The 20,771-nt window shown below is 73.2% G+C and carries 20 protein-coding genes; 15 read left to right on the top strand and 5 right to left on the bottom strand.

What is annotated here, in order from left to right; translation table 11 throughout:
- The first annotated feature begins 10 nt into the window (after positions 1 to 10).
- The 4 genes from ACFQ11_RS01320 to ACFQ11_RS01335 all read left to right on the top strand — a co-directional run bounded on the left by ACFQ11_RS01320 (position 11) and on the right by ACFQ11_RS01335 (position 2,273).
- A complete protein-coding gene (locus ACFQ11_RS01320; protein WP_378295828.1) occupies positions 11 to 271 on the top strand; it encodes a GlsB/YeaQ/YmgE family stress response membrane protein in 261 nt (86 codons plus the stop codon).
- Positions 272 to 421: 150 nt separating this feature from the next.
- Positions 422 to 1,204, top strand: coding sequence for an SDR family oxidoreductase (locus ACFQ11_RS01325; protein ID WP_378295829.1), 783 nt, complete (start codon positions 422 to 424; stop codon positions 1,202 to 1,204).
- A gap of 96 nt (positions 1,205 to 1,300) precedes the next feature.
- Positions 1,301 to 1,825, top strand: a complete 525-nt coding sequence (locus tag ACFQ11_RS01330) for a GNAT family N-acetyltransferase (RefSeq protein ID WP_378295830.1) — start codon at positions 1,301 to 1,303, stop codon at positions 1,823 to 1,825.
- Between the two features lie 25 nt (positions 1,826 to 1,850).
- Positions 1,851 to 2,273: a DUF3151 domain-containing protein gene (locus ACFQ11_RS01335; RefSeq protein ID WP_378295831.1), complete on the top strand. Its 423-nt coding sequence runs from the start codon at positions 1,851 to 1,853 to the stop codon at positions 2,271 to 2,273.
- Here the strand turns inward: ACFQ11_RS01335 and ACFQ11_RS01340 are convergent.
- Positions 2,260 to 3,687, bottom strand: a complete 1,428-nt coding sequence (locus ACFQ11_RS01340; protein WP_378295832.1) for an FAD/NAD(P)-binding protein — start codon at positions 3,685 to 3,687, stop codon at positions 2,260 to 2,262. The two genes, ACFQ11_RS01335 and ACFQ11_RS01340, sit on opposite strands and share 14 nt — an antisense overlap.
- Positions 3,688 to 3,806: 119 nt before the next feature.
- Between ACFQ11_RS01340 and ACFQ11_RS01345 the strand changes: the two genes are divergently transcribed.
- From ACFQ11_RS01345 to ACFQ11_RS01355, 3 genes are all read left to right on the top strand, one after another.
- Positions 3,807 to 4,913, top strand: a complete 1,107-nt coding sequence (locus tag ACFQ11_RS01345) for a LuxR C-terminal-related transcriptional regulator (RefSeq protein WP_378295834.1) — start codon at positions 3,807 to 3,809, stop codon at positions 4,911 to 4,913.
- A 122-nt stretch (positions 4,914 to 5,035) separates the two neighbouring features.
- Complete coding sequence (locus ACFQ11_RS01350) at positions 5,036 to 6,319, top strand: adenylosuccinate synthase (protein ID WP_378295835.1); 1,284 nt, start codon at positions 5,036 to 5,038, stop codon at positions 6,317 to 6,319.
- A gap of 45 nt (positions 6,320 to 6,364) precedes the next feature.
- Entirely contained in the window at positions 6,365 to 7,225 is an 861-nt protein-coding gene (locus tag ACFQ11_RS01355) for a glycerophosphodiester phosphodiesterase family protein (RefSeq protein ID WP_378295836.1), read from the top strand.
- A 38-nt stretch (positions 7,226 to 7,263) separates the two neighbouring features.
- Here the strand turns inward: ACFQ11_RS01355 and ACFQ11_RS01360 are convergent, their stop codons facing one another.
- A complete protein-coding gene (locus ACFQ11_RS01360; protein WP_378295837.1) occupies positions 7,264 to 8,451 on the bottom strand; it encodes a CU044_5270 family protein in 1,188 nt (395 codons plus the stop codon).
- Positions 8,444 to 9,019: an RNA polymerase sigma factor gene (locus ACFQ11_RS01365; RefSeq protein WP_378295838.1), complete on the bottom strand. Its 576-nt coding sequence runs from the start codon at positions 9,017 to 9,019 to the stop codon at positions 8,444 to 8,446. The genes ACFQ11_RS01360 and ACFQ11_RS01365 overlap by 8 nt, the downstream gene beginning before the upstream one ends.
- Positions 9,020 to 9,246: 227 nt before the next feature.
- Here ACFQ11_RS01365 and ACFQ11_RS01370 point away from each other — a divergent pair, with 227 nt between their 5' ends.
- The 4 genes from ACFQ11_RS01370 (at position 9,247) to ACFQ11_RS01385 (ending at position 11,974) form a co-directional block, all read left to right on the top strand.
- Positions 9,247 to 9,921 (top strand): hypothetical protein, encoded by a 675-nt coding sequence (locus tag ACFQ11_RS01370; protein WP_378295839.1) that lies wholly within the window; start codon positions 9,247 to 9,249, stop codon positions 9,919 to 9,921.
- 102 nt (positions 9,922 to 10,023) lie between these two features.
- On the top strand, positions 10,024 to 10,722 hold the full coding sequence (locus ACFQ11_RS01375; protein WP_378295840.1) for a hypothetical protein: 699 nt from the start codon (positions 10,024 to 10,026) through the stop codon (positions 10,720 to 10,722).
- Positions 10,723 to 10,764: 42 nt separating this feature from the next.
- Complete coding sequence (locus ACFQ11_RS01380; protein ID WP_378295841.1) at positions 10,765 to 11,556, top strand: alpha/beta fold hydrolase; 792 nt, start codon at positions 10,765 to 10,767, stop codon at positions 11,554 to 11,556.
- 28 nt (positions 11,557 to 11,584) lie between these two features.
- A complete protein-coding gene (locus ACFQ11_RS01385) occupies positions 11,585 to 11,974 on the top strand; it encodes a PPOX class F420-dependent oxidoreductase (RefSeq protein WP_378295842.1) in 390 nt (129 codons plus the stop codon).
- A gap of 139 nt (positions 11,975 to 12,113) precedes the next feature.
- On the opposite strand, the gene corA is transcribed toward ACFQ11_RS01385, so the two are convergent.
- Positions 12,114 to 13,199 carry a magnesium/cobalt transporter CorA gene (corA, locus tag ACFQ11_RS01390; RefSeq protein WP_378295843.1) on the bottom strand — a complete coding sequence of 362 codons (1,086 nt, stop codon included), beginning with the start codon at positions 13,197 to 13,199 and terminating at the stop codon, positions 12,114 to 12,116.
- A gap of 326 nt (positions 13,200 to 13,525) precedes the next feature.
- Between corA and purD the strand changes: the two genes are divergently transcribed.
- The 3 genes from purD to ACFQ11_RS01405 all read left to right on the top strand — a co-directional run bounded on the left by purD (position 13,526) and on the right by ACFQ11_RS01405 (position 17,239).
- Positions 13,526 to 14,782 carry a phosphoribosylamine--glycine ligase gene (gene purD / locus ACFQ11_RS01395; protein ID WP_378295844.1) on the top strand — a complete coding sequence of 419 codons (1,257 nt, stop codon included), beginning with the start codon at positions 13,526 to 13,528 and terminating at the stop codon, positions 14,780 to 14,782.
- Positions 14,783 to 15,113: 331 nt separating this feature from the next.
- Positions 15,114 to 16,424, top strand: coding sequence for an adenylosuccinate lyase (purB, locus tag ACFQ11_RS01400; protein ID WP_378295845.1), 1,311 nt, complete (start codon positions 15,114 to 15,116; stop codon positions 16,422 to 16,424).
- A gap of 20 nt (positions 16,425 to 16,444) precedes the next feature.
- Positions 16,445 to 17,239, top strand: a complete 795-nt coding sequence (locus ACFQ11_RS01405) for an MOSC domain-containing protein (protein ID WP_378295846.1) — start codon at positions 16,445 to 16,447, stop codon at positions 17,237 to 17,239.
- A gap of 21 nt (positions 17,240 to 17,260) precedes the next feature.
- Here ACFQ11_RS01405 and ACFQ11_RS01410 read toward each other — a convergent pair whose 3' ends face one another.
- Positions 17,261 to 18,304, bottom strand: a complete 1,044-nt coding sequence (locus ACFQ11_RS01410) for a suppressor of fused domain protein (RefSeq protein WP_378295847.1) — start codon at positions 18,302 to 18,304, stop codon at positions 17,261 to 17,263.
- A gap of 243 nt (positions 18,305 to 18,547) precedes the next feature.
- On the opposite strand from ACFQ11_RS01410, the gene murA reads away from it, so the two are divergent.
- Positions 18,548 to 19,834, top strand: a complete 1,287-nt coding sequence (gene murA / locus ACFQ11_RS01415) for a UDP-N-acetylglucosamine 1-carboxyvinyltransferase (protein ID WP_378295910.1) — start codon at positions 18,548 to 18,550, stop codon at positions 19,832 to 19,834.
- Positions 19,835 to 20,771: the final 937 nt, after the last annotated feature.

Genomic DNA, 20,771 nt, shown 5'->3' on the forward strand with positions numbered 1-20,771 from the left:
GGACGACTCCATGATCGGCTTCATCGTCGCGGGACTGATCATCGGGGCGCTGGCGCGGCTGATCAAGCCCGGAAAGCAGCGCCTGGGGATCATCGCGACGCTCCTGCTGGGGCTGGTGGGGTCCGTGATCGGGGGCACCATCGCCAACATGCTGGGCACCGGCAGCATCTGGGAGCTGAACGTGCTCGGGTTCGTCGTCGCGGTGATCGCGTCCGTGCTCCTGATCGGCGTCGCCGAAGGTCTCAGCGGACGGGCGAAGGAGAAACGCTAGGCGCCCGCCGCGAAGCGGGGCCGCCGGGACGTCCCGGCGGCCCCGCTTCGTGCCGCCGAGGTCCTCCCGCCGCCGAAGTCCTCCCGCCGCGATGTCACATTCCGCGGCGGGCCCCCGTCGTTCAGGCGAATCCACACGGTAGGAGGAGCCATGACGTCACCCATCCTGGTCACCGGAGGCACGGGCGCCCTGGGCCGGCTGTTCGTCCCGCTGCTGCGCGACGCCGGACGTCCGGTGCGGGTGCTCACCCGCGGCGCCCGCGAGCCGCAGGACGGCGTCGAGTTCGTCACCGGCGACCTGGTGAAGGACGAGGGCGTGGACCGCGCGGTCGAGGGCGTGGAGGTCGTCGTCCACCTGGCGGGCGGCCGCAAGGGCGACGACGACGCGGCGCGGAACCTGGTGCGGGCCGCGAAGGCGGCCGGGGTGCGGCACCTGGTGTACATCTCGGTGACCGCCGCGGACGCGCTGCCGCTCGGGTACTTCCGGCAGAAGTACGCCGCCGAGCGGATCGTCGCGGAGTCGGGGGTCCCGTGGACGACGCTGCGCGCGGCCCAGTTCCACTCCTTCATGCTGAACGCGCTGCGGGGCATGGCGAAGTCGCCGGTGATGCCCGCGCTGCGCGGCGCGCGGTGGCAGCCGGTGGACGCGCGGGACGTCGCCGAGCGCCTCGCCGAGCTGGCGCTGGGCGAGCCCGCGGGCATGGTCGCGGACCTCGTGGGCCCGCGGGTGTACGACATGACGGCGCTGGCCCGCGACTACCTGCGGGCGACCGGCAAGCGGCGGCCGATCCTGCCGGTCCGGCTGCCCGGCAAGGCCGGGCGCGCGTACCGGGCCGGGGACAACCTGTCCCTGGACGGCGCCGACTTCGGGGGCCGGACCTGGGAGGACTTCCTCGCCGAGGAGTTCGGCGCCCGCCCCGCCCGGCGGGCGTGACGCGCGCCGCGCCCGTCCGGCCGGCACCGTCCGTTCACCGCACCGCCTCCCCCATAGGGTTGCGTCATGAAACCCACATGCGCTCCAATGGGTTTCATGACGCAACTCGCTGTGCGCAACGTCGCGCACCCGGGTCCCCTGGACGGCCTCCGCATACGTCCGTACGGGACGGCCGACGGCGCGCTGCTGCGCGCGATGTCGGCCCGCCTTTCCGCCGCCGGCCTCTACAAGCGGTTCTTCACGGGCACGCCCCGCATCCCCGACCACTACGTCACGATCATGAACGGTCTCGACCACTGGGACCGGGACGCGCTCGTCGCCCTCCTGGACGGCGAGATGGTCGGCATCGCCGAGTACGCCAGGGACACGGACCGCCCCGGGCTCGCCGACGTCTCCGTCCTGGTGGGCGACCCGTGGCGGCGGCGCGGCGTCGCCACCGCCCTGGTGCGGTTCCTGGCGCAGCTCGCCGGGCGGCGCGGCGTCCGCGCGTTCGGCGCGGACGTCCTGCCGGACAACCGGGAGGCGCTGCTGGCCCTGCACAGCGTGTGGCCGGACGCGCGTCCGGCGTACCGCGACGGGCTGGCCCGTTTCGAGCTCCCGCTTCCCGGGCGCCCGGGTTGATTCGCACAGGTAGCGGCCATTTACGATGACCCGCATGACCCAGAACCTGCTCGGCGGCCCGCCTCCGGCCGAACTCCCGGACAACACCGAGGCCCGCACTGCCCTGGAGAACGGTGTCGACCCGTTCGAGGTCGCCGCGCGCCACCCGGATCACCCGGGCGCCTGGGCCGAACTGGCCGATCGCGCCTTCGCCAAGGGCAGCGTGATCGACTCGTACGCGTTCGCCCGCACCGGCTACCACCGGGGCCTCGACCAGCTCCGCCGCGTGGGCTGGAAGGGCCACGGGCCCATCCCGTGGGAGCACGAGCCCAACCGCGGGTTCCTGCGCGCCCTGCACGCCCTCGGCCGCGCCGCCGCCGCGATCGGCGAGGACGACGAGGCCGAGCGCTGCAAGACGTTCCTGCGCGACAGCAGCGCCGCGGCCGCCGACGCCCTCAACGGGGGCTGACGAGCGCGCCCGCGGCCCGCGCCGCGAGCGCGGCGACGCCCGGGATCGACGTCGTCAGGAACGGGCCGTCGCCCGCCAGGTCGCCCGCGACCAGCACGCGCGGGTCGGGGCGGCCGCCGACGACGAGCCGCCCGGTGCCCGGATCGACGGTGAGGCCGCCGTCCGGGTGCCGGGCCGCGCCCTGCGCCAGCAGGGACGACACGAGCGGTGCGGCCGTCCCCGGAACCGCGTGGGCGGACGGGTTCACGGCGTTGATCACCGCGTCGGCGGCGCGGACCCCGGCCGCGTGCCCGACCCGGAACCGGCCCGCCGCCGCCGTGATCTCACCGGCCCCGGACAGGATCTCCAGCGTCCCGGCGTCGAGCAGATCGAGCAGGACGGCGGCGTTGCGGGGCACCATCGGGGACGCCTGGACCGTGATCGCGCGGGCGTGCGCGCGCAGCCGCCGCCGGTCGGGCTCCGCGAGCCGCCGCCACGCCACCGGCCCGGCGGTGTGCGTGGCCATGCGGACGATGCGGCGGCCCGGCAGCGGCGAGTCCATGAGGGCGAACTGCTCGCGCAGGGTCGCCGCCGGGTCCCCCGTCATCGACCGGGCGATCAGCGCGGTGACGTCCTCCCAGCTGTCGCCGGCGTCGGCCAGTTCCTTGCGGACGAGGTCCTCGAGCCCGTCGAGGGTGAGCGGGCCGGCGAGGGTGCGCAGGTGGTCGGGCGTGAGGTACCGCACGTCCGTCCGCATCGGGCGCTGCCAGACGTGCGGCAGCGTCCCGCTCCGGGACACGAGGCCGATCCTCCCGGTGTGCCCGCGCGCCGCCAGTGACACGACGACGTCCACGGCGGTGAGCCCGGCGCCGATGACGGCGACGTCCCGGTCCGGGGGGACGTCCGCGAGCGTCCGTTCCAGCGGGTACGGGTCGAGGACGAACCCGGGCGCGCCCGCGAGGCCGTACAGGTCCGGGGGCGTCCCGCCGCCCACGCACACGACCGCTGCGTCCGCCGGGCGGCGCCCGGCCGCGGTCTCGACCACGATCCGTTCGCCCGGGCCCCCGAGCGACAGGCCGGTCACGGCCTCCCGCAGCACCTCCGTCCGGGCGAACCGGGCGAGGGCCGCGGCCGCCGTGTCCTCCAGGTACCGCCCGTACACGGCGCGCGGCGGCACCGGACGGCCGAGCCAGGGGTCGTCGTACTCGCTCGTCCCGCCGAGCCACGTCCCGTAGTGCCGCGGGTCGGCGGCCCGGATCGACATGATCTCGGGCGGCACGTTGACCCGCACCGACTCCAGGTCGGGTCCGTAGGGGCGGCCGCGCCAGGGCAGCGGCGCCGGGTCGTAGACGGTGACGGCCTCCACGGCGGCGGGGTCGAGGGAGTCCAGCAGCGCGACGGCCGCCGCTCCCGCCCCGATGATCGCGATGTCCATGCCCCGAGCCTCGCCGCCGCGCCGCGCCCGTCCCATCCCCCGGCCCCGGGGACCCGGCCGGGCCGCGATCCCCCGTTCGAGGGGGTACCGCCGTCGCCGCCGCCGGGCACACTGGCCGCATGGACGAGCGACGCGCCACGCGGGACCTGCTGGACGCCGCCGGGCGCGCCCCGGACGCGGCCGCCCTGTTCGGCGGCGCGTCCGCCCGGCTCCGCCGGCTCGTCGGCTTCCAGGCCGCGGCCTGGTCGGTCACCGACCCCGGCACCGGGCTCGTCACGGCGCCCATGCTGGTGGAGAACCTCGGCCGCGGTGAGGACTGCTTCGCCTACTGGGAGACCGCGCTGCTGGAGGAGAGCGTCATCCCGTACCGGGACCTCGCCCGCGCCGCCGTCCCCGCCGCCGCGCTGCGCGCCGCCACCGGAGACCTGCCCGCCCGCAGCGTCCAGTTCCGCAAGCTCCTCGCCCGGCAGGGCGTCGGGGACGAACTGCGCGCCGTCCTCCGGGCCGGCGGGCGCCCGTGGGGCGTCGTCAGCCTCTTCCGCGAGAAGGGCCGCGCCCCGTTCGGCCCCGCCGAGGTGGCGCTCGTCGCGAACCTGTCCGCCCCGCTGGCCGACCGCCTGCGCGCCCTCGCCGCCCCCGCCCCCGGGCGCCCCGCGGCCCCGGACGAACCGGGGCCGGGAGTCGTGCTGTTCGACCCGTCCGGGGCCCCGCTCTCGATCAACGACGAGGCCCGCCACCACCTCGCGCGCGTGCCCGCCGGACCGTCCGCGCCGTCCCCGCTCGGGCCGCCGCTGCCGATCTGGCTGGTCGGGACCGCCGCGCAGGCGCGGGCCGTCGCGTCCGGGCGCGACCGGGCGGACGCGCGCGTCCGGGTCCGCACCCGCGACGGCCGGTGGCTCGTCTGCCACGCGACCTGCACCGCGGGCCCCGGCGGCGCGCCCGGCCCCACCGCCGTCGTCGTCGCGCCCGCCGCCGGAACGGACCTCGCGCCGCTGATCGCGGACGCCTACGGCCTGTCGGTGCGCGAACTGGAGATCACCGAGCTGATCGCGCGGGGACTGTCCACGGGAGACATCGCCGCCGAGCTCGTCATCTCCCCGCACACCGTCCGCGACCACGTCAAAGCGATCTTTGGGAAGACCGGGGCGTCCAGCCGCGGCGACCTGGTCGCGCGGCTGTTCGCCGACCACCACTGGCCCCGCCGCGCGTCCACCCGGGGCCGCTGACCTGCCTCTCGGCCGGCCCCGGGGTTTTCCCGGTGGCCGCATGCGGGTACGATCTGACCGCAAGAGGCCCCTTTCGCGCTTGCGATTCAGGGGCCTTTCGTCGTGGGAGAGGGTGAATCGGCATGCCGGCGATCGTTCTGGTCGGGGCTCAGTGGGGAGACGAAGGGAAGGGCAAGGCCACCGACCTGCTGGGCGGAGACGTCGACTACGTCGTCCGCTACCAGGGCGGCAACAACGCGGGCCACACCGTGGTCATCGGTGACAAGAGCTACGCACTGCACCTGCTGCCCTCGGGGGTGCTCTCCCCCGACGTCGTGCCCGTGATCGGCAACGGCGTCGTGATCGACCCCGCCGTCCTGCTGGAGGAGATCGACGGCCTGCGCGACCGCGGCGTGAGCTGCGAACGCCTGCTGATCTCCGGCAACGCGCACCTGATCATGCCCCACCACCGGGCCCTCGACAAGGTCACCGAGCGCTACCTCGGCAAGGCCCGCATCGGCACCACCGGGCGCGGCATCGGCCCCGCCTACGCCGACAAGATCAACCGGATGGGCATCCGCGTGCAGGACCTGTTCGACCCGAACATCCTCACGCAGAAGCTCGACCTCGCGCTGCGCGAGAAGAACCAGGTCCTCACGAAGGTCTACAACCGGCGCCGCATCGACACCGGCCCGATCGTCCAGGAGTACGTCGCGTACGGGGAGCGGCTCCGCCCGTTCGTCACCGACACCACGCTCGTCCTGAACAAGGCCCTGGACGACGGCAAGGTCGTGCTGCTCGAGGGCGCGCAGGGCACGCTCCTCGACATCGACCACGGCACGTACCCGTTCGTGACGTCGTCGTCCCCGACGGCGGGCGGCGCCTGCGCGGGCTCCGGCGTCGGCCCCACGAAGATCAACCGGGTGATCGGCATCCTGAAGGCCTACACCACCCGCGTCGGCTCCGGGCCGTTCCCCACCGAGCTGCTCGACGAGCAGGGCGAGTACCTCCGCAAGACCGGCGGCGAGTACGGCGTCACCACCGGGCGCGACCGCCGCTGCGGCTGGTTCGACGCCGTCATCGCCCGGTACGCCACCCGCGTCAACGGCGTCACCGACTACTTCCTCACCAAGCTGGACGTCCTGTCGGGGCTCGACCGCGTCCCCGTCTGCGTCGCCTACGACGTCGACGGCGAGCGCGTGGACGAGCTGCCCACCACGCAGACCGACTTCCACCACGCCAAGCCGATCCTGGAGTACCTGGACGGCTGGCGCGAGGACATCACCGGCGCCAAGACGTTCGAGGACCTCCCGAAGAACGCGCAGGCGTACGTCCGGGCCCTGGAGGAGATGTCGGGCGCGCAGATCTCCGCGATCGGCGTCGGCCCCGGCCGCGACCAGACGCTCCAGCTCCGCCCGCTTGTCTGACGCCCGTAACCGGCCGTTGCGGCTCGGCGGGTACGGTTGCCCTCCGTGACACGTTCCGTCGAGCTGCACGGCCACCGCGGCGCGCGCGGCCTCCTGCCGGAGAACACCCTGCCCGGCTTCGCGCACGCGCTGGACCTCGGCGTCGACGCCGTCGAACTCGACGTGGGCCTGTCGGCCGACGGCGTGGTCGTCCTCGGCCACGACCAGGTCCTGTCGCCGGTGACGCTCGCCGACACCGCCCCCGCGCACCCGGACGACCCCGCCTTCCCCTACGTGGGGAAGGCCGTCCGCGACCTCACCCTCGCGCAGCTCCGCACCCTCGACGCGGGCACCCGCCGGGCGGGCGACGCGTTCGCCGGCACGCAGCGGCCCGTCCCCGGCACGCGGATCCCGACGCTCGCCGAGGTCTGCGCGCTGCTCGCGCCGTCCGGCGTCGCACCGGCCGTGGAGCTCAAGACCGACCCGTCCTGGCCCGGCCCGCTCGTGGCCCGGTTCGTCGCGGCCGTCACGGACGTCCTGGACGCCGCCGGGCTCACCGCCCGCAGCCGCCTGCTCGCCTTCGACTGGCGCGTCCTCACCGCAACCCCCCGCGAGTTCGGGCGGGTCGCGCTCGTCGAACGCAAGACGCTCGTCCCGGACAGCCCGTGGCTCGCCGGGCTCCCCGCCCGCGACCCGGTCGCGTCCGCGGCGGCCGCCGGCGCGACCGTCCTGTCCCCCGAGCACACGATCACCACGCCGGGCCTCGTGGACGACGCCCACGACGCGGGCCTCGCCGTCGCCGTCTGGACGGTCAACGACCCGGAGGACATGACCCGGTTCGCGAAGTACGGCGCGGACGCGATCGTCACCGACTACCCGGACGTCGCCGCCCGCGTCCTCGACGAGAACGCGGGCGGCGCGGGCTAGCCGGTCACTTCGGCTTGTCGGTCACTTCGGCTTGTCGGTCACTTCGGCTTGTCGTTCGTCCATTCCGCGACCGCGAAAAGCTGGTATCCCGCCAGTTCGCCGGGCTTGTGGAAGCGGTCGGGCATGTTCGCCGCCTCGATGCTGCGCGGCTTCCCGTCGTCCCCCGGCGGAATCGCCCGGCTGCCCTTGGGCGGGGTCGCCACCAGGTCCCGGATCTCCAGCAGGGCGCCCTCGCCGGGGTCGACGATCCACTGCCGCGTGTAGGTGCCGAGCCGCTTCGGGGCGGTGTAGATGCCGAGCGGCGTGATCGTCTTCAGCGGCAGCGTCACCGCGACCCCGGTGCGGCCCATCCGGTCGGTCGCCTGCCCTCCGGCCCGGACGCCCGGCAGGGTGGCGAGCATCCGGAACGCCGCGGCCCGCACCTTCGGCGGGGTGGGGGCCGTCGACAGCAGCGTGCCCGCCACCTCGCTCAGCGCCCGGGTCTCCGCCTCGCCCTCCAGCGCCCGGATGGGCTCCTCCCCGGTCTCGTCGGACGTGTACGCGTGCCAGCGGCCCTTCAGCCCCCGCAGGGCCTCCTTCAACGCCTCCGGCTCGGTGGGCAGCGCCCGGATCTCCTCCGCCGACAGCCCGTGGTACTCGCCGTCGAGCGGCATCGACGGCCCGTTGATCGTCTCGTTCAGGTACAGGATGTTGCGGGGCCCGCCCTCGGGATCGGGCACCTCGACCTTCCCGGGCGATCCGGCCGCCTGCCACTTCTGCGCGTCCGTCATCGTCAGCGGACGGTCCGGGACGTCCACGTTCGTCGAGGTGCCCTTCCCGTCCGGGCCGACCCAGTTGACGACGCGCTGCCGCGAATCCACCTTGTAGTGGTTCTTCGCGCTCTTCCCGACCGCGAAGACGTCCCCCGTCACCGTCTCGGTGTGCCAGAACCTCGCGGTCGGGGCCTTCTCCGCGTTCTCGGCGGCGGCCAGCAGCACGTTCCCCGGCGCCGCGCGGACCTCCCCGCCGTCGCCGCCGTCCGGGACGAGCGCCACGGCCGCCACGGCCGCCGCACCGGCCGCGACCACGCTCACCAGCGGGAGCGCGAAGCGGGGGCGGCGGCGTTCGCGCTTCGGCGGCGCGCTCCGCCGGTCGTTCCGCCAGTCGATGCGCGTGGCGAGCGCCTCCGGCGGCTCCTCCTCCGCAAGCGTCGTCCTCATCCCGCGCAGGGCGTCGATCTCATCCATCGTTCTCCTCCTCCGGGAGGGCCTTGCGAAGCTTCTTGCGGGCCCGGTGAATGCGTGCCTTCACGGTGCCGAGCGGCAGGTCGAGCGCCGCGGCGATCTCCGAGTACGACATCTCGCCCCACGCCAGCAGCAGCAGGGGACCGCGTTCCTGCACGGTGAGCCCCGCGAGCGCCTTCGCCATGGACGGCCCGAGCGCGGCGGCCGTGGCGCGCTCGCTCGCCCGGTCGGCGACGCCGTCCTCCGCCGGGTCGACGCCGGTCCGGGCGTACGCCCGGTACATCCGCGTCTCCTGCCGGTGGTGCCGGGCGATCAGGTTGCTCGCGATGCCCCACAGCCAGGCGCCGAAGTCGGCGCGCCCGTCGAACCGCTCGCGCTGCCGGAACGCGATCGCGAACGTCTCCGACAGGAGGTCGTCGGCGAGGACGGGCCCGAGCCGCCGCCGGACGTACGCGTGGATCCGGGGCCCGTACCGGCGGAACAGCTCGCCGAACGCCTCGGCATCGTCGAGGGACGCCGCGACGATCCGCGCGTCGTCCCGTCCGTCCCTCGCGGGGCTCACCATGGCCATGGGCCGGGGTATCCCTTCATGGGGGTGTCCTCCACTTCGGGGGAGTGCTGACACCCTCCTCTATCCCGATCCGCCTCCGGCGGTTGCCCCTGGCGAACCGAGCGATCGCGGCGCCGCGGGCGCGGCCCGGTTGTCCCCTTCTTGCCAGCCGCGTCCGTTGCCGGGACCGATCGTCCTGTAGAGGATGATCAGTGGATCCGTACGGCGGTCCCTCGTGGGAGGCTTCGATGCTCGCCAGGCGATTCGGCTACGCGGTCTCCCCCGAACCGGCCGCGACCACCACCCCCTCCGTCCTCGCGCAGATCCGCCCGCCCATGGAGTACGCACGCAGGATGCGCCGCTTCCTGATCGTGCTCGGCGCGGTCATGACGGTGGGGATGGCGGGGTTCCTCGCTTGGGAGTTCAGGGATCCCGCCGTCGTCGCGACGAGTGCCGTCATGCCCGCGTTCTCCGTCTTCGTCTGGCTGATGGAGCGCAACCACCGGCATTCGTCCGGGGCGTTGACGGGGCCGGAGGCGAGCGAACTCGCACCGATCCTCGCCCGCGAGCCGTGGCAGGTATGGCCGTGCCGCGTGGAACAGATCGAGGCGCACGCGATGGGCGCGACGGTCCACGTATTCCTGCTGGACCCGAACGAGAACGTGGCCGCGGTGCTGAAGACCCGGCTCCAGCACCACACGTGGGCGTCCTTGACTGACGGCTACGGGGTGCTGTGGTTCGCCGGGGACCTGCGATTCGGCGGCGCGCTCGCCGACCCGTCCGATCCCGAGTCCCCGACCCATCCGACGGTGTCGTACGCCGCCCCCGTCCCGGCGAGCACCGTGCCCCCGCCAGGGGGGAACTCCGTCATCGCGGAGGAACTCCAGCGGCAGGCGATCGGCTGGGTCTTCGGCACGTTCTGAGCTCCGACTCCGGCCCGCATCGGGGACGCCGCGTGCCGGGGCATCCGCCCCGGCGGTCGCCCGCGGCGAACCGGCCGGTCCGCGGCCGCGTCCAAAACAGTCATGATCGCAAAACTCGGCGCACCCGGGCGTCTCGCGTCCCCGGCGATCTGGACGGAGGGCCTGACCCTCTTCAACGGATCGGTCATCGGCTTCACGCTCCTGGTGGGGGTCGGCATCGCCTGGCAGACGGTGCTCCAGCAGCGGCGGCGGGACCGGCTCCGCGAGCACGCGGCCGAGTACGGGTGGCGCCCGGCGGCGGTCGACGAGTCGACGCCGGGCCCGGTGGCGGAGGCGGCGCGGTCCCGGGTGGCCAGGCTCGCGATCACCACGGAGCAGCCGTACGCCCTGTGGCTGGTCTGGCATCGGTGGAGCGAGAGCTCGGCCGGGAACGACACCTCATCGGTCCGCGACCTGACCCGCTACTTCCTGCTGCTCGATCCCGGATTCCCGGACGTGGACGTCGTCCGGCGCACGAGACTCGGGGGCGCCTTCATGCCGGTGCGCGGCGCCGGCACCGGCGACGCCGCCTTCGACAAGAGGTTCCTGGTCCGCGGGCCCGGGGAGCGCGAGGTCTCGCGCCTGCTCACGGACGAGCTGCGCGAGGCGATGCTCGCCGATCGCGTCCCCGCCTGGGAGATCTCCGGCGACGTCCTGATCACGACCTACGCGGACGCGCCGACCACGGCGACGCTCCAGCCGCGCGCGGACACGATCACCGACCTGGCGCGGACCCTCGCCGGAACCGCGCCCCGACGATAGCCGAGGACCTCGCACTTCCTGACACGACGAACGGAGAACACGGTGATCGAGCGGTACGCGTCCGTCCGGGGGCTGCGGCTGGCCTGGCTGGACGGCGGCCCGGACGGGGGGACGCCGGTCCTCGCGCTGCACGGGCACTTCGGGCGCGCCCGGTGCTTCGCGCCGCTCGCCGCGCGGCTGGCGCCCCGCCACCGGGTGATCGCCCTCGAACAGCGGGGGCACGGGCACAGCGACCGCGGCCCCCTCGTCCCGGACGAGTACGTCGAGGACGCCGCCGCGTTCGTGCGGGGGCTCGGGCTCGGGCCGGTGTTCGTGCTCGGCCACTCGATGGGCGGGGTCGTCGCGTTCCGGCTCGCCGCCCGGCACCCCGGGCTCGTCCGGGCGCTGGTGGTCGAGGAGGGCGGGGCGTACAACCGGCCGCCCGAGGTGCCGCACCCCGTCCTGGACGTCCGCGGCTGGCCGCGCCGGGCCGCGACCCTCGGCGAACTGCGCCGCGCCATCGAGGCGCGGGGCGTCCCGGACGCCGGGTACTTCCTCGAGAGCGCGGTCGAGCGCCCGGACGGGTGGGGCCTGCTGTTCGACCACGACGACATGGTGGCGTCGCAGGAGGCGCTCGTCGGCGACTGGTGGGCCGACTGGCTGGGATCGTCGTGCCCCGCCCTGCTGATCCACGGCCTGGAGAGCTTCGTGCTCCCCACGGCGATGGCCCGCGCGATGGCCGAACGCCGGCCCGGGACCGTCCTGCGCGAACTCCACGGCTGCGGCCACTGGGCGCACGACGACGACCCGGCGGCCTTCGCCGATGCCGTCCGGGAGTTCCTGACCGCACTGTGACCCGGACCGGCGGGGCAGAATACGGCTCATGATCTTTACTCGGGCGGAACTCGACTACCTGGCCACGCAGCACATCGGACGGCTCGCCACCGTCTCCCCCGAAGGGCAGGTGCAGAACAACCCGACCAACTTCCGGGTCGACGCCGACACCGGCGTCGTGTCCATCCGCGGCGGCGCGCTGGAGACGTCGAAGAAGTTCCGGAACATCCAGCAGGGCAGCACGGTCGCGTTCGTCGTGGACGACCTGGAGACGATCGACCCGTGGGCGCCCCGGGGCATCGAGATCCGGGGCACCGCGGTGGCGTCGACCGACCAGGAGCCGCTCCGGCCGGGCATGTCCCGCGGAATCATCAGGATCACTCCCACCCGGATCGTCTCGTGGAACCTCGACGGACCCCGCGCGAGCCGTTCCGTGTGATGCGCCCGCCGCCGCGTGGAGCGGACCGAGGCGCACACGATGGGCGCGTCGGTCCGCGTGCTCCTGCTGGACCCGACGGGGACCCGGCCGCGGTGCGCGGCGTTCGGCGAACGGCGGCGGCGATCGCGGCTCGCCCGGGTCAGAGCCAGCCGTTGCGGCGGAAGCCGCGGTAGAGGGACAGGCAGGCGGCGCCGATGACGCCGAGGATCATGAAGTAGCCGTAGCGCCAGTTCGTCTCGGGCATGAAGTCGAAGTTCATGCCGTAGATGCCCGCGATGGCGGTGGGCACCATGAAGATCGCGCCCCAGGCGGAGATCTTGCGCATGTCCTTGTTGTCGGCGACCGTCACCTGCGTCATGTGCGCCTGCAGGATCGGGTTCAGCAGCTCGTCGTAGGACTCGACCTGCTCGCGGACGCGGGTGAGGTGGTCCTCGACGTCGCGCAGGTACTCCTTGATCTCCGCGGGGACGAACCGGCGGCCGGACAGGCTGCGCAGCGGGCCCGCGAGCGGGCCGACGGCCCGCTTGAGCTGGATGACCTCGCGCTTGAGCCGGTAGATGCGGCGCGACTCGTCCGTCCGCTCGGGGGAGAAGACGGCCTCCTCGACCTCGTCGATGTCCTCCTGGACGGCGTCGGCGACGTTCACGTACCCGTCGACGACGTGGTCGGTGACGGCGTGCAGGACGGCGGCGGGGCCGTGCACGAGGCGGGCCGGGTCGCGCTCGAGGCGGGTGCGGACGGGCGCGAGCTCGCCGTGGGTGCCGTGCCGGACGGTGACGACGAAGTCGGGCCCGCAGAAGATCATGATCTCGCCGGTCTCGACGACCTCGGAGCCGTCCTCGCCCGGGACGTAGCCGACGGTCTTCATCACGACGAAGTGGACGTCGTCGTAGCGTTCGTGCTTCGGGCGCTGGTGGGCGTGGATGGCGTCCTCGACGGCGAGCGGGTGCAGCCCGAACACCTCGGCGAGGTCGGACAGTTCGCTCGCGGACGGCTCGTGCAGCCCGACCCAGACGAATCCGGCGCTGTCGCCCTCGGGGGTGAGGCGGCCGTCGCGGATGAGGCGGACGGCGTCCCCGACGGTGTCGGTGCACACGCGGTGGCCGTCGATGTAGGCGGCCCAGTCGATGACGGCGGAGCCCCGGGGCGGGCCCTGCCGCCGCGCGTCCTGCGGACGGCGCGGCTTGAAGAGCGCGCGGGGGGGACGGACTCGCGTCATGGCCATGAGGTGCTCCTAACCCGCCGGCCACGCGCGCATCGCGCGCTCGACCTACAGGGAGCGCGCTGCGGTGGCCGGACGCCAGATGGAGGCGGACGGATGGACGGTCCTCGGACTGTGAGGGTTCTCCGGCGTACTGCAAGTATCACCAGGACTCATCCCGACCACCTCCTTCCGGACATACCGCGACCCGGGTCTGTCAAGGCCTATCGCAGCGTACCAGCCGATCGTTAGGACGACGTGGGCTTCGCGGAAGTTCACGGCCGCGGGTGTGACGGCGGACTCATCGGACGAACCGCCCCGCGGGCACGGGATCTGTAAGCTCGCGTGACGTGCGAGTACTCGTCCTTGGATCGGGTGGCCGCGAGCATGCGCTCGCCCGCGCCCTGCACCGCGACCCTGCCGTCACCGCCCTCCATTGCGCCCCGGGCAATCCCGGCACGGCGGAGATCGCGGACAATCACCAGCTCGATCCGGCCGACCCCGCGGCGGTGACCGGGCTCGCCGCGCGGCTGCGGGCCGAACTGGTGGTGATCGGACCCGAGGCGCCCCTGGTGGCGGGCGTCGGGGACGCGCTGCGCGCGGCGGGCGTCCCGTGCTTCGGCCCGGATCGGGAGGCGGCCCGCATCGAGGGGTCGAAGGCGTTCGCCAAGGAGATCATGGCGGCGGCCGGGGTGCCGACGGCGGACGCGCGCGTCTGCGCGTCCCGCGCGGAGGCGGAGGAGGCCCTCGACGCGTTCGGGCCGCCGTACGTGGTGAAGGACGACGGGCTCGCGGCGGGCAAGGGCGTCGTGGTGACCGAGGACCGCGACGCCGCCCTCGCGCACGCCGAGGCGTGCGAGCGGGTCGTGATCGAGGAGTTCCTGGACGGCCCGGAGGTGTCGCTGTTCGCGCTGTGCGACGGCCGGCACGCCGTCCCCCTGCTGCCCGCCCAGGACTTCAAGCGCGCCCTCGACGGCGACGCGGGCCCGAACACGGGGGGCATGGGCGCCTACACGCCCCTCCCGTGGGCGCCCGAGGGCCTGGTCGACGAGGTCATGTCCACGGTCGTGCAGCCCACGCTGGACGAGCTGCGCCGCCGGGAGACGCCCTACGTGGGCACCCTGTACGCGGGCCTCGCGCTGACGTCCCGGGGCGTCCGCGTGGTCGAGTTCAACGCGCGGTTCGGCGACCCCGAGACCCAGGTCGTCCTGGACCGGCTCGCCACCCCGGTCGCGACGCTCCTGCAGGCGTGCGCGATCGGCGGCCTCGACCCGGACCTGCGGCCCGAATGGCGTCCGGGCGCCGCGGTGACGGTCGTCGTGGCGGCCGAGAACTACCCGGCGTCGCCGGTGAAGGGCGACGCGATCACGGGGCTCGCGGAGGCGGACGCGGTGGACGGCGCGTACGTCCTGCACGCGGGCACGAGCCTCGACTTCGACTCCGGACGGCTCGTGGCGAGCGGCGGCCGCGTCCTCAGCGTCGTCGGGACCGGCGCGGACCTCGCGGCGGCCCGCGCGGCCGCGTACGAGGCGGTCGGGAAGATCGCGCTGCGCGGCTCGCACCACCGCACCGACATCGCCCGCACGGCGGCCGAGGGCGTGCAGTGATTACATGATTACACGGGCATGGCCCCCGAAGGGGGCTCATGACCTCCGCCCCCCACCTCGAAAGCACCTAGCTGAACCACTGCGATTGCGTCCGAAGGCAAGTTCGAGCCTGCGAGAACTTGATCGCGCAGCGAGCCCCTGGGCGAGTCGGAGCGATGCAGCAATCGCAGCAAGGCCCGTTGAAGGAAGGCCCCCTAGGGCCTGACGCCGAGGGGCTTGCAATAAGCACGTGAGCCCCTGGGCGAGTCGGAGCGATGCAGCAATCGCAGCAAGGCCCGTTGAAGGAAGGCCGCCTGGCGGCCTGACACCGAGGGCAACGCATAATAAGCAGGTGATCGAGAGGTACACGCTTCCGGAGATGGGGCGCGTCTGGTCGGACGCGCACAAGTACGAGCTGTGGTGCAAGGTGGAGGTCCTCGTCGTCGAGGCCCACGCCGCGGCCGGCACGATCCCGCCGGAGGTGGTGGAGCCGGTGCGCAAGGCGCCGCCGCCGACGCCGGAGGCCGTGCACGAGATCGAGGCGGTCACCCAGCACGACGTGATCGCGTTCCTGTCGGCGTGGGCGGACAACACCGAGCCGCGCGAGGCCGCGCGGTACGTGCACTTCGGCATGACGTCGTCCGACCTGCTGGACACGGCGCTGGCGCTGCAACTCGTCGAGGCGACCGACATCCTGCTGGCGAAGGCGGACGCGCTGGTCGCGACGCTGCGGGACCACGCGCTGGCGCACCGGGGGACGCTCCGGGTGGGCCGGACGCACGGGATCCACGGGGAGCCGGACGTCTGGGGCCACCGGGTCGCGGACTTCGCGTTCGCGATGGCGCGGTCCCGGGACCGGCTGCGCCGGGCTCGGGAGTCGGTGGGCGTGATGGCGATCTCCGGGGCGGTCGGGACGTACTCGAACATCGACCCCGCGGTCGAGGCGCACGTGGCGCGGGAGCTGGGGCTCAAGAGCGCGGACGTGTCGACGCAGGTCGTCATTCGGGACGGCATCAGCGAGTGGGTGTCGGCGCTCGCGATCATGGCGACGGTGTGCGAGGCGATCGCGCTGGAGGTGCGGCACGGGCAGCGCACCGAGGTGCGGGAGCTGTGGGAGCCGTTCGGCAAGGGCCAGAAGGGCTCGTCGGCGATGCCGCACAAGAAGAACCCGATCATCTCCGAGCGGCTCGCGGGGATGGCGCGGATCGTGCGGGCGCAGATCGTCCCGGTGCTGGAGGGCATCCCGCTGTGGCACGAGCGGGACATCTCGCACTCGTCGACCGAGCGGATCGCGCTGCCGGACGCGTCCATCGCGCTGGACTACATGCTGAACCTGACGAACCGTCTCATGTCGGGCCTGGTGGTGGACGAGGCGCGGATGACCGAGAACCTCGAGTCGACCGGCGGGCTGATCTACACGTCGACGGTCCTGCTGGAGCTGGTCGAGGCCGGGATGTCCCGCGACGACGAGGCGTACCCGCTGGTGCAGAAGGCCGCCATGGAGACCTGGGAGACCGGGGTGCCGTTCCGCGAGACGCTGCGCCGGCACGCGGCCGAGGCCGGGCTCTCCCTCGACGAGGGGCGGCTGGACGAGGTGTGCCGCCCCGAACGGTTCGTCGAGCGGCTCGGGCCCGTGTTCGACCGTCTCGCCGACCTCACCTGACCGAACCGACCGGAGGCGCCGTGCCGGCCACGCTCACCGAGATCAACGTCTACCCCGTCAAGAGCGGCGGCGGCACCGCGCTGCGCACCGCCGAGCTGCTGCCGGCGGGCCTGCGGTACGACCGCGAGTTCATGCTCGTCGGCCCGGAGGGCCGGTCGCTGACGCAGCGGGACACGGCGGCGATGGCGCTGATGCGGCCCTCGTACGACGGCGAGGTCCTCACGGTGACGGCGCCGGGCGCGGCGCCGCTCGTCCACAAGGCGCTGAGCGGCGACGGGGACGACGGCGAGCCGCGCGAGGTGCTCGTGCACCGGACGGAGTGCCGGGGGATCGACCAGGGCGACGAGGCCGCCGCGTGGTTCGCCGATCTGCTCGGGCGCGAGTGCCGGCTCGTCCGGTTCACGGGCCGGCGGGAGACGCGGCGCGGCGGCGGGGTCGTGCGGTTCGCGGACGGGTATCCGCTGCTGCTGGTCTCCGCGGAGTCGCTGGCCGACCTGAACGCGCGGATGGCCGGGCCGCTGCCGATGAACCGTTTCCGGCCGAGTCTGGTGATCGAGGGGCTCGGGGCGTTCGCCGAGGACGGCGCGCGGCTGCTGCGGATCGGCGGGACGGTGATCGAGGCGATCAAGCCGTGCACCCGCTGCGTGATCACGACGACGGATCAGGAGACGGGCGAGCGGGGCCGGGAGCCGCTGCGGACGCTCGCGTCCTACCGGGCCGGGGACGGCGGTCTGCTGTTCGGCCAGAACTGCGTTCCGCGCACCGTGGGCACGCTGGCGGTCGGCGACCCCGTGGAGATCGTCGAGAGCCGCTGACCGGACGCCGCCGCACCCGGGTCAGCCGATCACTTCGCCCGTCTCGTTGCCGTACTGGTCCTTCATCACCGTCGGGACGATCTCCACCGTGAGCCCCGGGAGGGACGGCACGGGCCTGCGGGCGGCCGTCGGCTCCAGGGTCGCGAGGACGTCGTCCAGCGCGGCGGACGGGACGTGCAGGACGAGCCGGCCCTCGCCGGGCTCCTCGATCGCGAACGCGTCGGCGGGCGCGAACGTCAGGAGCGTGTCGGGGGTCTGCAGGGTCAGTTCGCGGCCGAACGGGAGGCGGCCGCGCAGCGCGTCGGCGATCGCGGGGGCCTGCAGGGCGCCGAGCTTGATCGTGGTGCCGTCCGGGGTCCGGTCCCAGTGGGCGGTCGAGACGAGCTGCGTGCCGCTGCTGGAGCCGTCCCGCTCGACGCCCGCGCGGACGGCGCGCCGGATCGCGGGGTCGGCCAGCAGGGAGCGGCGGTCGAGGTCGGTGACGAACAGCGGCAGGTGCGGGCCGAGCACGTCCATGAACGCTTCGGCGTTCCACTGCCGGACGGCCTCGTACTCCTCGGTCGCGAGGCCGACGACCTGCAGGAACTGGAGCGACCCGTGCGGCGTGCCGATCTCGCCCAGTTCGGGGTCGAGGACGAACGCGATCGCGCGGATGTCGGAGTCGTCCCGGTCCGTGGCGATGGGACCGTTCACGTTCATGTGGTGGCCCGGCTCGAACCAGTTGCCGGAATTGAACACGTACCGGCCCAGATTTTGCAGCATGTTCGCCGCCCAGACCGGGGGTTTCTCCTCGGACGGGTGCCGCACGAGCCGGAACGTGAACTCGAACCCCCAGCCGGACTCGTCCGGGTTCGACGACGTCTTCTCGTACAGCTCGCTCATGCCGTACGACACGAAATGCCAGTGCGGGACGGGCTCGGAGCGCGGGTAGACGCTGATGCCGTCGAGCGGGTCGGGGCCGCCGAGGGCCCACTTGTGGATCGTCCCCCAGTGCAGGGGCCGGGCGTCCCCGTAAACATCGCGCAGCGCGGCGTCGATCGCATCCCATCCTGGCGATTCGTCCATATTGATCACCATAGCGGCGGTTGTGCCGCCGAGATGGGAGAGCGAACTTTTTCCGTCCGATGGGCATCTCAACGAGCGAACCGCTCCGTGGACGTCGCTCCGGGCACCGCACCCTCGGCACGGTGGTTTACTGGGGACGCGTCGCGGCAGACGCAGAGGGGACGCCGTTCGGCGCGCACGGCCCAGGCGGTCCCACACGATTCGGCAGGATTTCCGCATCCAAAGGAGTATCGCGGCATGAGCATGGGCCACGACGTTCGTTACCGTGTGCGCGGCGGCCGGCAGCTGCACGGCACCGTCTTCGTCCAGGGCGCCAAGAACGCCGTCCTGCCGATGATCGGTGCCTCGCTCATGGCCGCCAAGGGGCGGACCGTGCTGCGCAACGTGCCGATCATCGAGGACGTCCGCCGCGCCGTCGAGCTGGCCCGCGCGATCGGCGCCCGCGCCGAACTCCACGAGACCGAGCGCACCCTCGTCATCGACGCCTCGTCGCTCAGCAGCCCCGTGCTGCCCGCCGACATCGCGTCCCGCTTCCGGGGCTCTTTCCTGTTCGTGCCCGCGCTGCTGCACCGGCTCGGCGAGGCCGTCATCGAGGGCGTCGGCGGCTGCAACCTCGGGTCCCGCAACCTCGACTTCCACTACAACGGCTTCAAGCGGATGGGCGCGACCGTCACCGAGAACGTCGGCGACGACGGCGACGGCGTCATCCACATCAAGGCCGGCGACCTGCGCGGCGGCACCCTGTACTGCGACACGCCGTCGCACACCGGCACCGAGAACCTGATCATGGCGGCGGCGCTCGCGCAGGGCACCACACTGATCAAGAACGCCGCGCTGGAGCCCGAGGTCCTGGACAACATCGCGATCCTGCAGGCGATGGGCGCCAAGATCAGCGGCGGCGGCACCGGGTTCATCACCGTCGAGGGCGTCGACGAGCTGACCGCCGTCGAGCACACCGTGATGCCCGACCGCATCGACGCCGGCGTCTTCGTGATGGCCGCGGCGATCACCGGCGGCGAGCTGAACCTCGTCGGCGCCACCCTCGAGCACCTCGGCGTCGCCGCCGACAAGCTCGAGCAGATGGGCGTCGAGTTCCACCAGCAGGGCGCGGTGCTCCAGGTCCGGCGGGAGCGCACGCTGCGGCCGATCAACGTCATCACCGACGAGTACCCGGGCTTCGCGACCGACCTCCAGTCGCCGATCATGGCGCTGTCGTGCCTCGCCGACGGCCCGTCCTACATCTACGAGCGCATCTTCGACGGCCGGTTCAAGCTCGCCGACGAGCTGGGGAAGATGGGCGCCGACATCGACGTCGACGGCAACCGCGCGAAGGTCAACGGGCCGCGCGGGCTGCGCGGCGCCGAGGTCGAGGCGCACGACCTGCGCTGCGGCAGCGCGCTCGTCCTGGCGGGCCTCGCCGCCGAGGGCGAGACGACGATCACGTCGGCCTACTACCTCGACCGGGGCCACGCGCACACCGCCGAGCGGCTGTCGCAGCTCGGCGCGGACATCGTCCGCGAAGTCTCCTGACCTTCCCGGCCGGGCCGCCCGGCCCACCGCCGACCCGAGGGCCGCACAGCGGAACACCCCCGTGGTCACCGCCGCACGACCGGCGGTGAGCGCGGGGGTGTTCCGCGTTGCGGACCGGACGGACGTGCGGCGCGTGCGGCGCGTGCGGCCGAGCGCCGGTTCGGCGCACGCGGGTTCGGCGCACGCGGGTTCGGCGCTCAGCTCGATCGGGCGCCCGCGTCCCGTACCTCCGGACGGGACGCGGCGGCCCGCACGGGACTTCTCGATACGAGTGGGCGGTTTGGTGCCGCCATTCGGGTTCGTCCTGACCAACTTCGGCGTGGACTCTGACGTGAGTTGTCACGCACCGCGCCGAAAGCGATCACCTCTCGGTCACCGGGCGATCACGTGACGTTTCTCGTCACCGCGAGTTTCGGACGTCAGACACGCCCTCTCGCTGGGGAAATAGGCGCTGGAACGGTCCGGATGGGACGGACCGTAACGCGGCAAAAAATCACTGCGGGTGAGCGCCGCGCGCGCCGAGCCGGATCCGTCGTCTTTCCGGGCGGCCCGGCGTCGCGACGTCCGCATTTCGGCCAGTGCGTAAACCGATCGCCGGGCGCAGGGGTCTCCTGAGTGGGGGACCGCGTCACAGCGGGTGACCCGTCGTGTTTTCGGGTCTTGTGTTTGAACTTCGGACACCCGAAGATGCAGGATCATGGCTGGCCGAATGGTGACAAATTACTGACTAGGGGGTCGCGTAGGTTACTTTTTCGCCGCACTCTTGATTCGATTTCGCGTCTGGGCGTCACACGGCGTCGTCCCGGCCCGATCAGCCCAAGAGGGCAACGAGGGAGCGAGGAGCGAATCGCGCGGGGGTCTGCGGTGCCGAGTCTGAAGCAGGGCAAGAGGACATGAGTCGACCGTTGGGCGGAACGTGCGTGAACGCATGGCCGGG

The organism is Actinomadura sediminis (assembly GCF_042675525.1).
Taxonomy (GTDB): domain Bacteria; phylum Actinomycetota; class Actinomycetes; order Streptosporangiales; family Streptosporangiaceae; genus Spirillospora; species Spirillospora sediminis.

Excerpts from the sequence above, each read along its gene's own strand:
- ACFQ11_RS01320 (WP_378295828.1), top strand. The coding sequence starts at position 11 with ATGATCGGCTTCATCGTCGCGGGACTGATCATCGGGGCGCTGGCGCGG.
- ACFQ11_RS01325 (WP_378295829.1), top strand. The coding sequence starts at position 422 with ATGACGTCACCCATCCTGGTCACCGGAGGCACGGGCGCCCTGGGCCGG.
- ACFQ11_RS01330 (WP_378295830.1), top strand. The coding sequence starts at position 1,301 with ATGACGCAACTCGCTGTGCGCAACGTCGCGCACCCGGGTCCCCTGGAC.
- ACFQ11_RS01335 (WP_378295831.1), top strand. The coding sequence starts at position 1,851 with ATGACCCGCATGACCCAGAACCTGCTCGGCGGCCCGCCTCCGGCCGAA.
- ACFQ11_RS01340 (WP_378295832.1), bottom strand. The coding sequence starts at position 3,687 with ATGGACATCGCGATCATCGGGGCGGGAGCGGCGGCCGTCGCGCTGCTG.
- ACFQ11_RS01345 (WP_378295834.1), top strand. The coding sequence starts at position 3,807 with ATGGACGAGCGACGCGCCACGCGGGACCTGCTGGACGCCGCCGGGCGC.
- ACFQ11_RS01350 (WP_378295835.1), top strand. The coding sequence starts at position 5,036 with ATGCCGGCGATCGTTCTGGTCGGGGCTCAGTGGGGAGACGAAGGGAAG.
- ACFQ11_RS01360 (WP_378295837.1), bottom strand. The coding sequence starts at position 8,451 with ATGGATGAGATCGACGCCCTGCGCGGGATGAGGACGACGCTTGCGGAG.
- ACFQ11_RS01365 (WP_378295838.1), bottom strand. The coding sequence starts at position 9,019 with ATGGCCATGGTGAGCCCCGCGAGGGACGGACGGGACGACGCGCGGATC.
- ACFQ11_RS01370 (WP_378295839.1), top strand. The coding sequence starts at position 9,247 with ATGCTCGCCAGGCGATTCGGCTACGCGGTCTCCCCCGAACCGGCCGCG.
- ACFQ11_RS01375 (WP_378295840.1), top strand. The coding sequence starts at position 10,024 with ATGATCGCAAAACTCGGCGCACCCGGGCGTCTCGCGTCCCCGGCGATC.
- ACFQ11_RS01385 (WP_378295842.1), top strand. The coding sequence starts at position 11,585 with ATGATCTTTACTCGGGCGGAACTCGACTACCTGGCCACGCAGCACATC.
- corA (WP_378295843.1), bottom strand. The coding sequence starts at position 13,199 with ATGGCCATGACGCGAGTCCGTCCCCCCCGCGCGCTCTTCAAGCCGCGC.
- ACFQ11_RS01410 (WP_378295847.1), bottom strand. The coding sequence starts at position 18,304 with ATGGACGAATCGCCAGGATGGGATGCGATCGACGCCGCGCTGCGCGAT.
- murA (WP_378295910.1), top strand. The coding sequence starts at position 18,548 with ATGGGCCACGACGTTCGTTACCGTGTGCGCGGCGGCCGGCAGCTGCAC.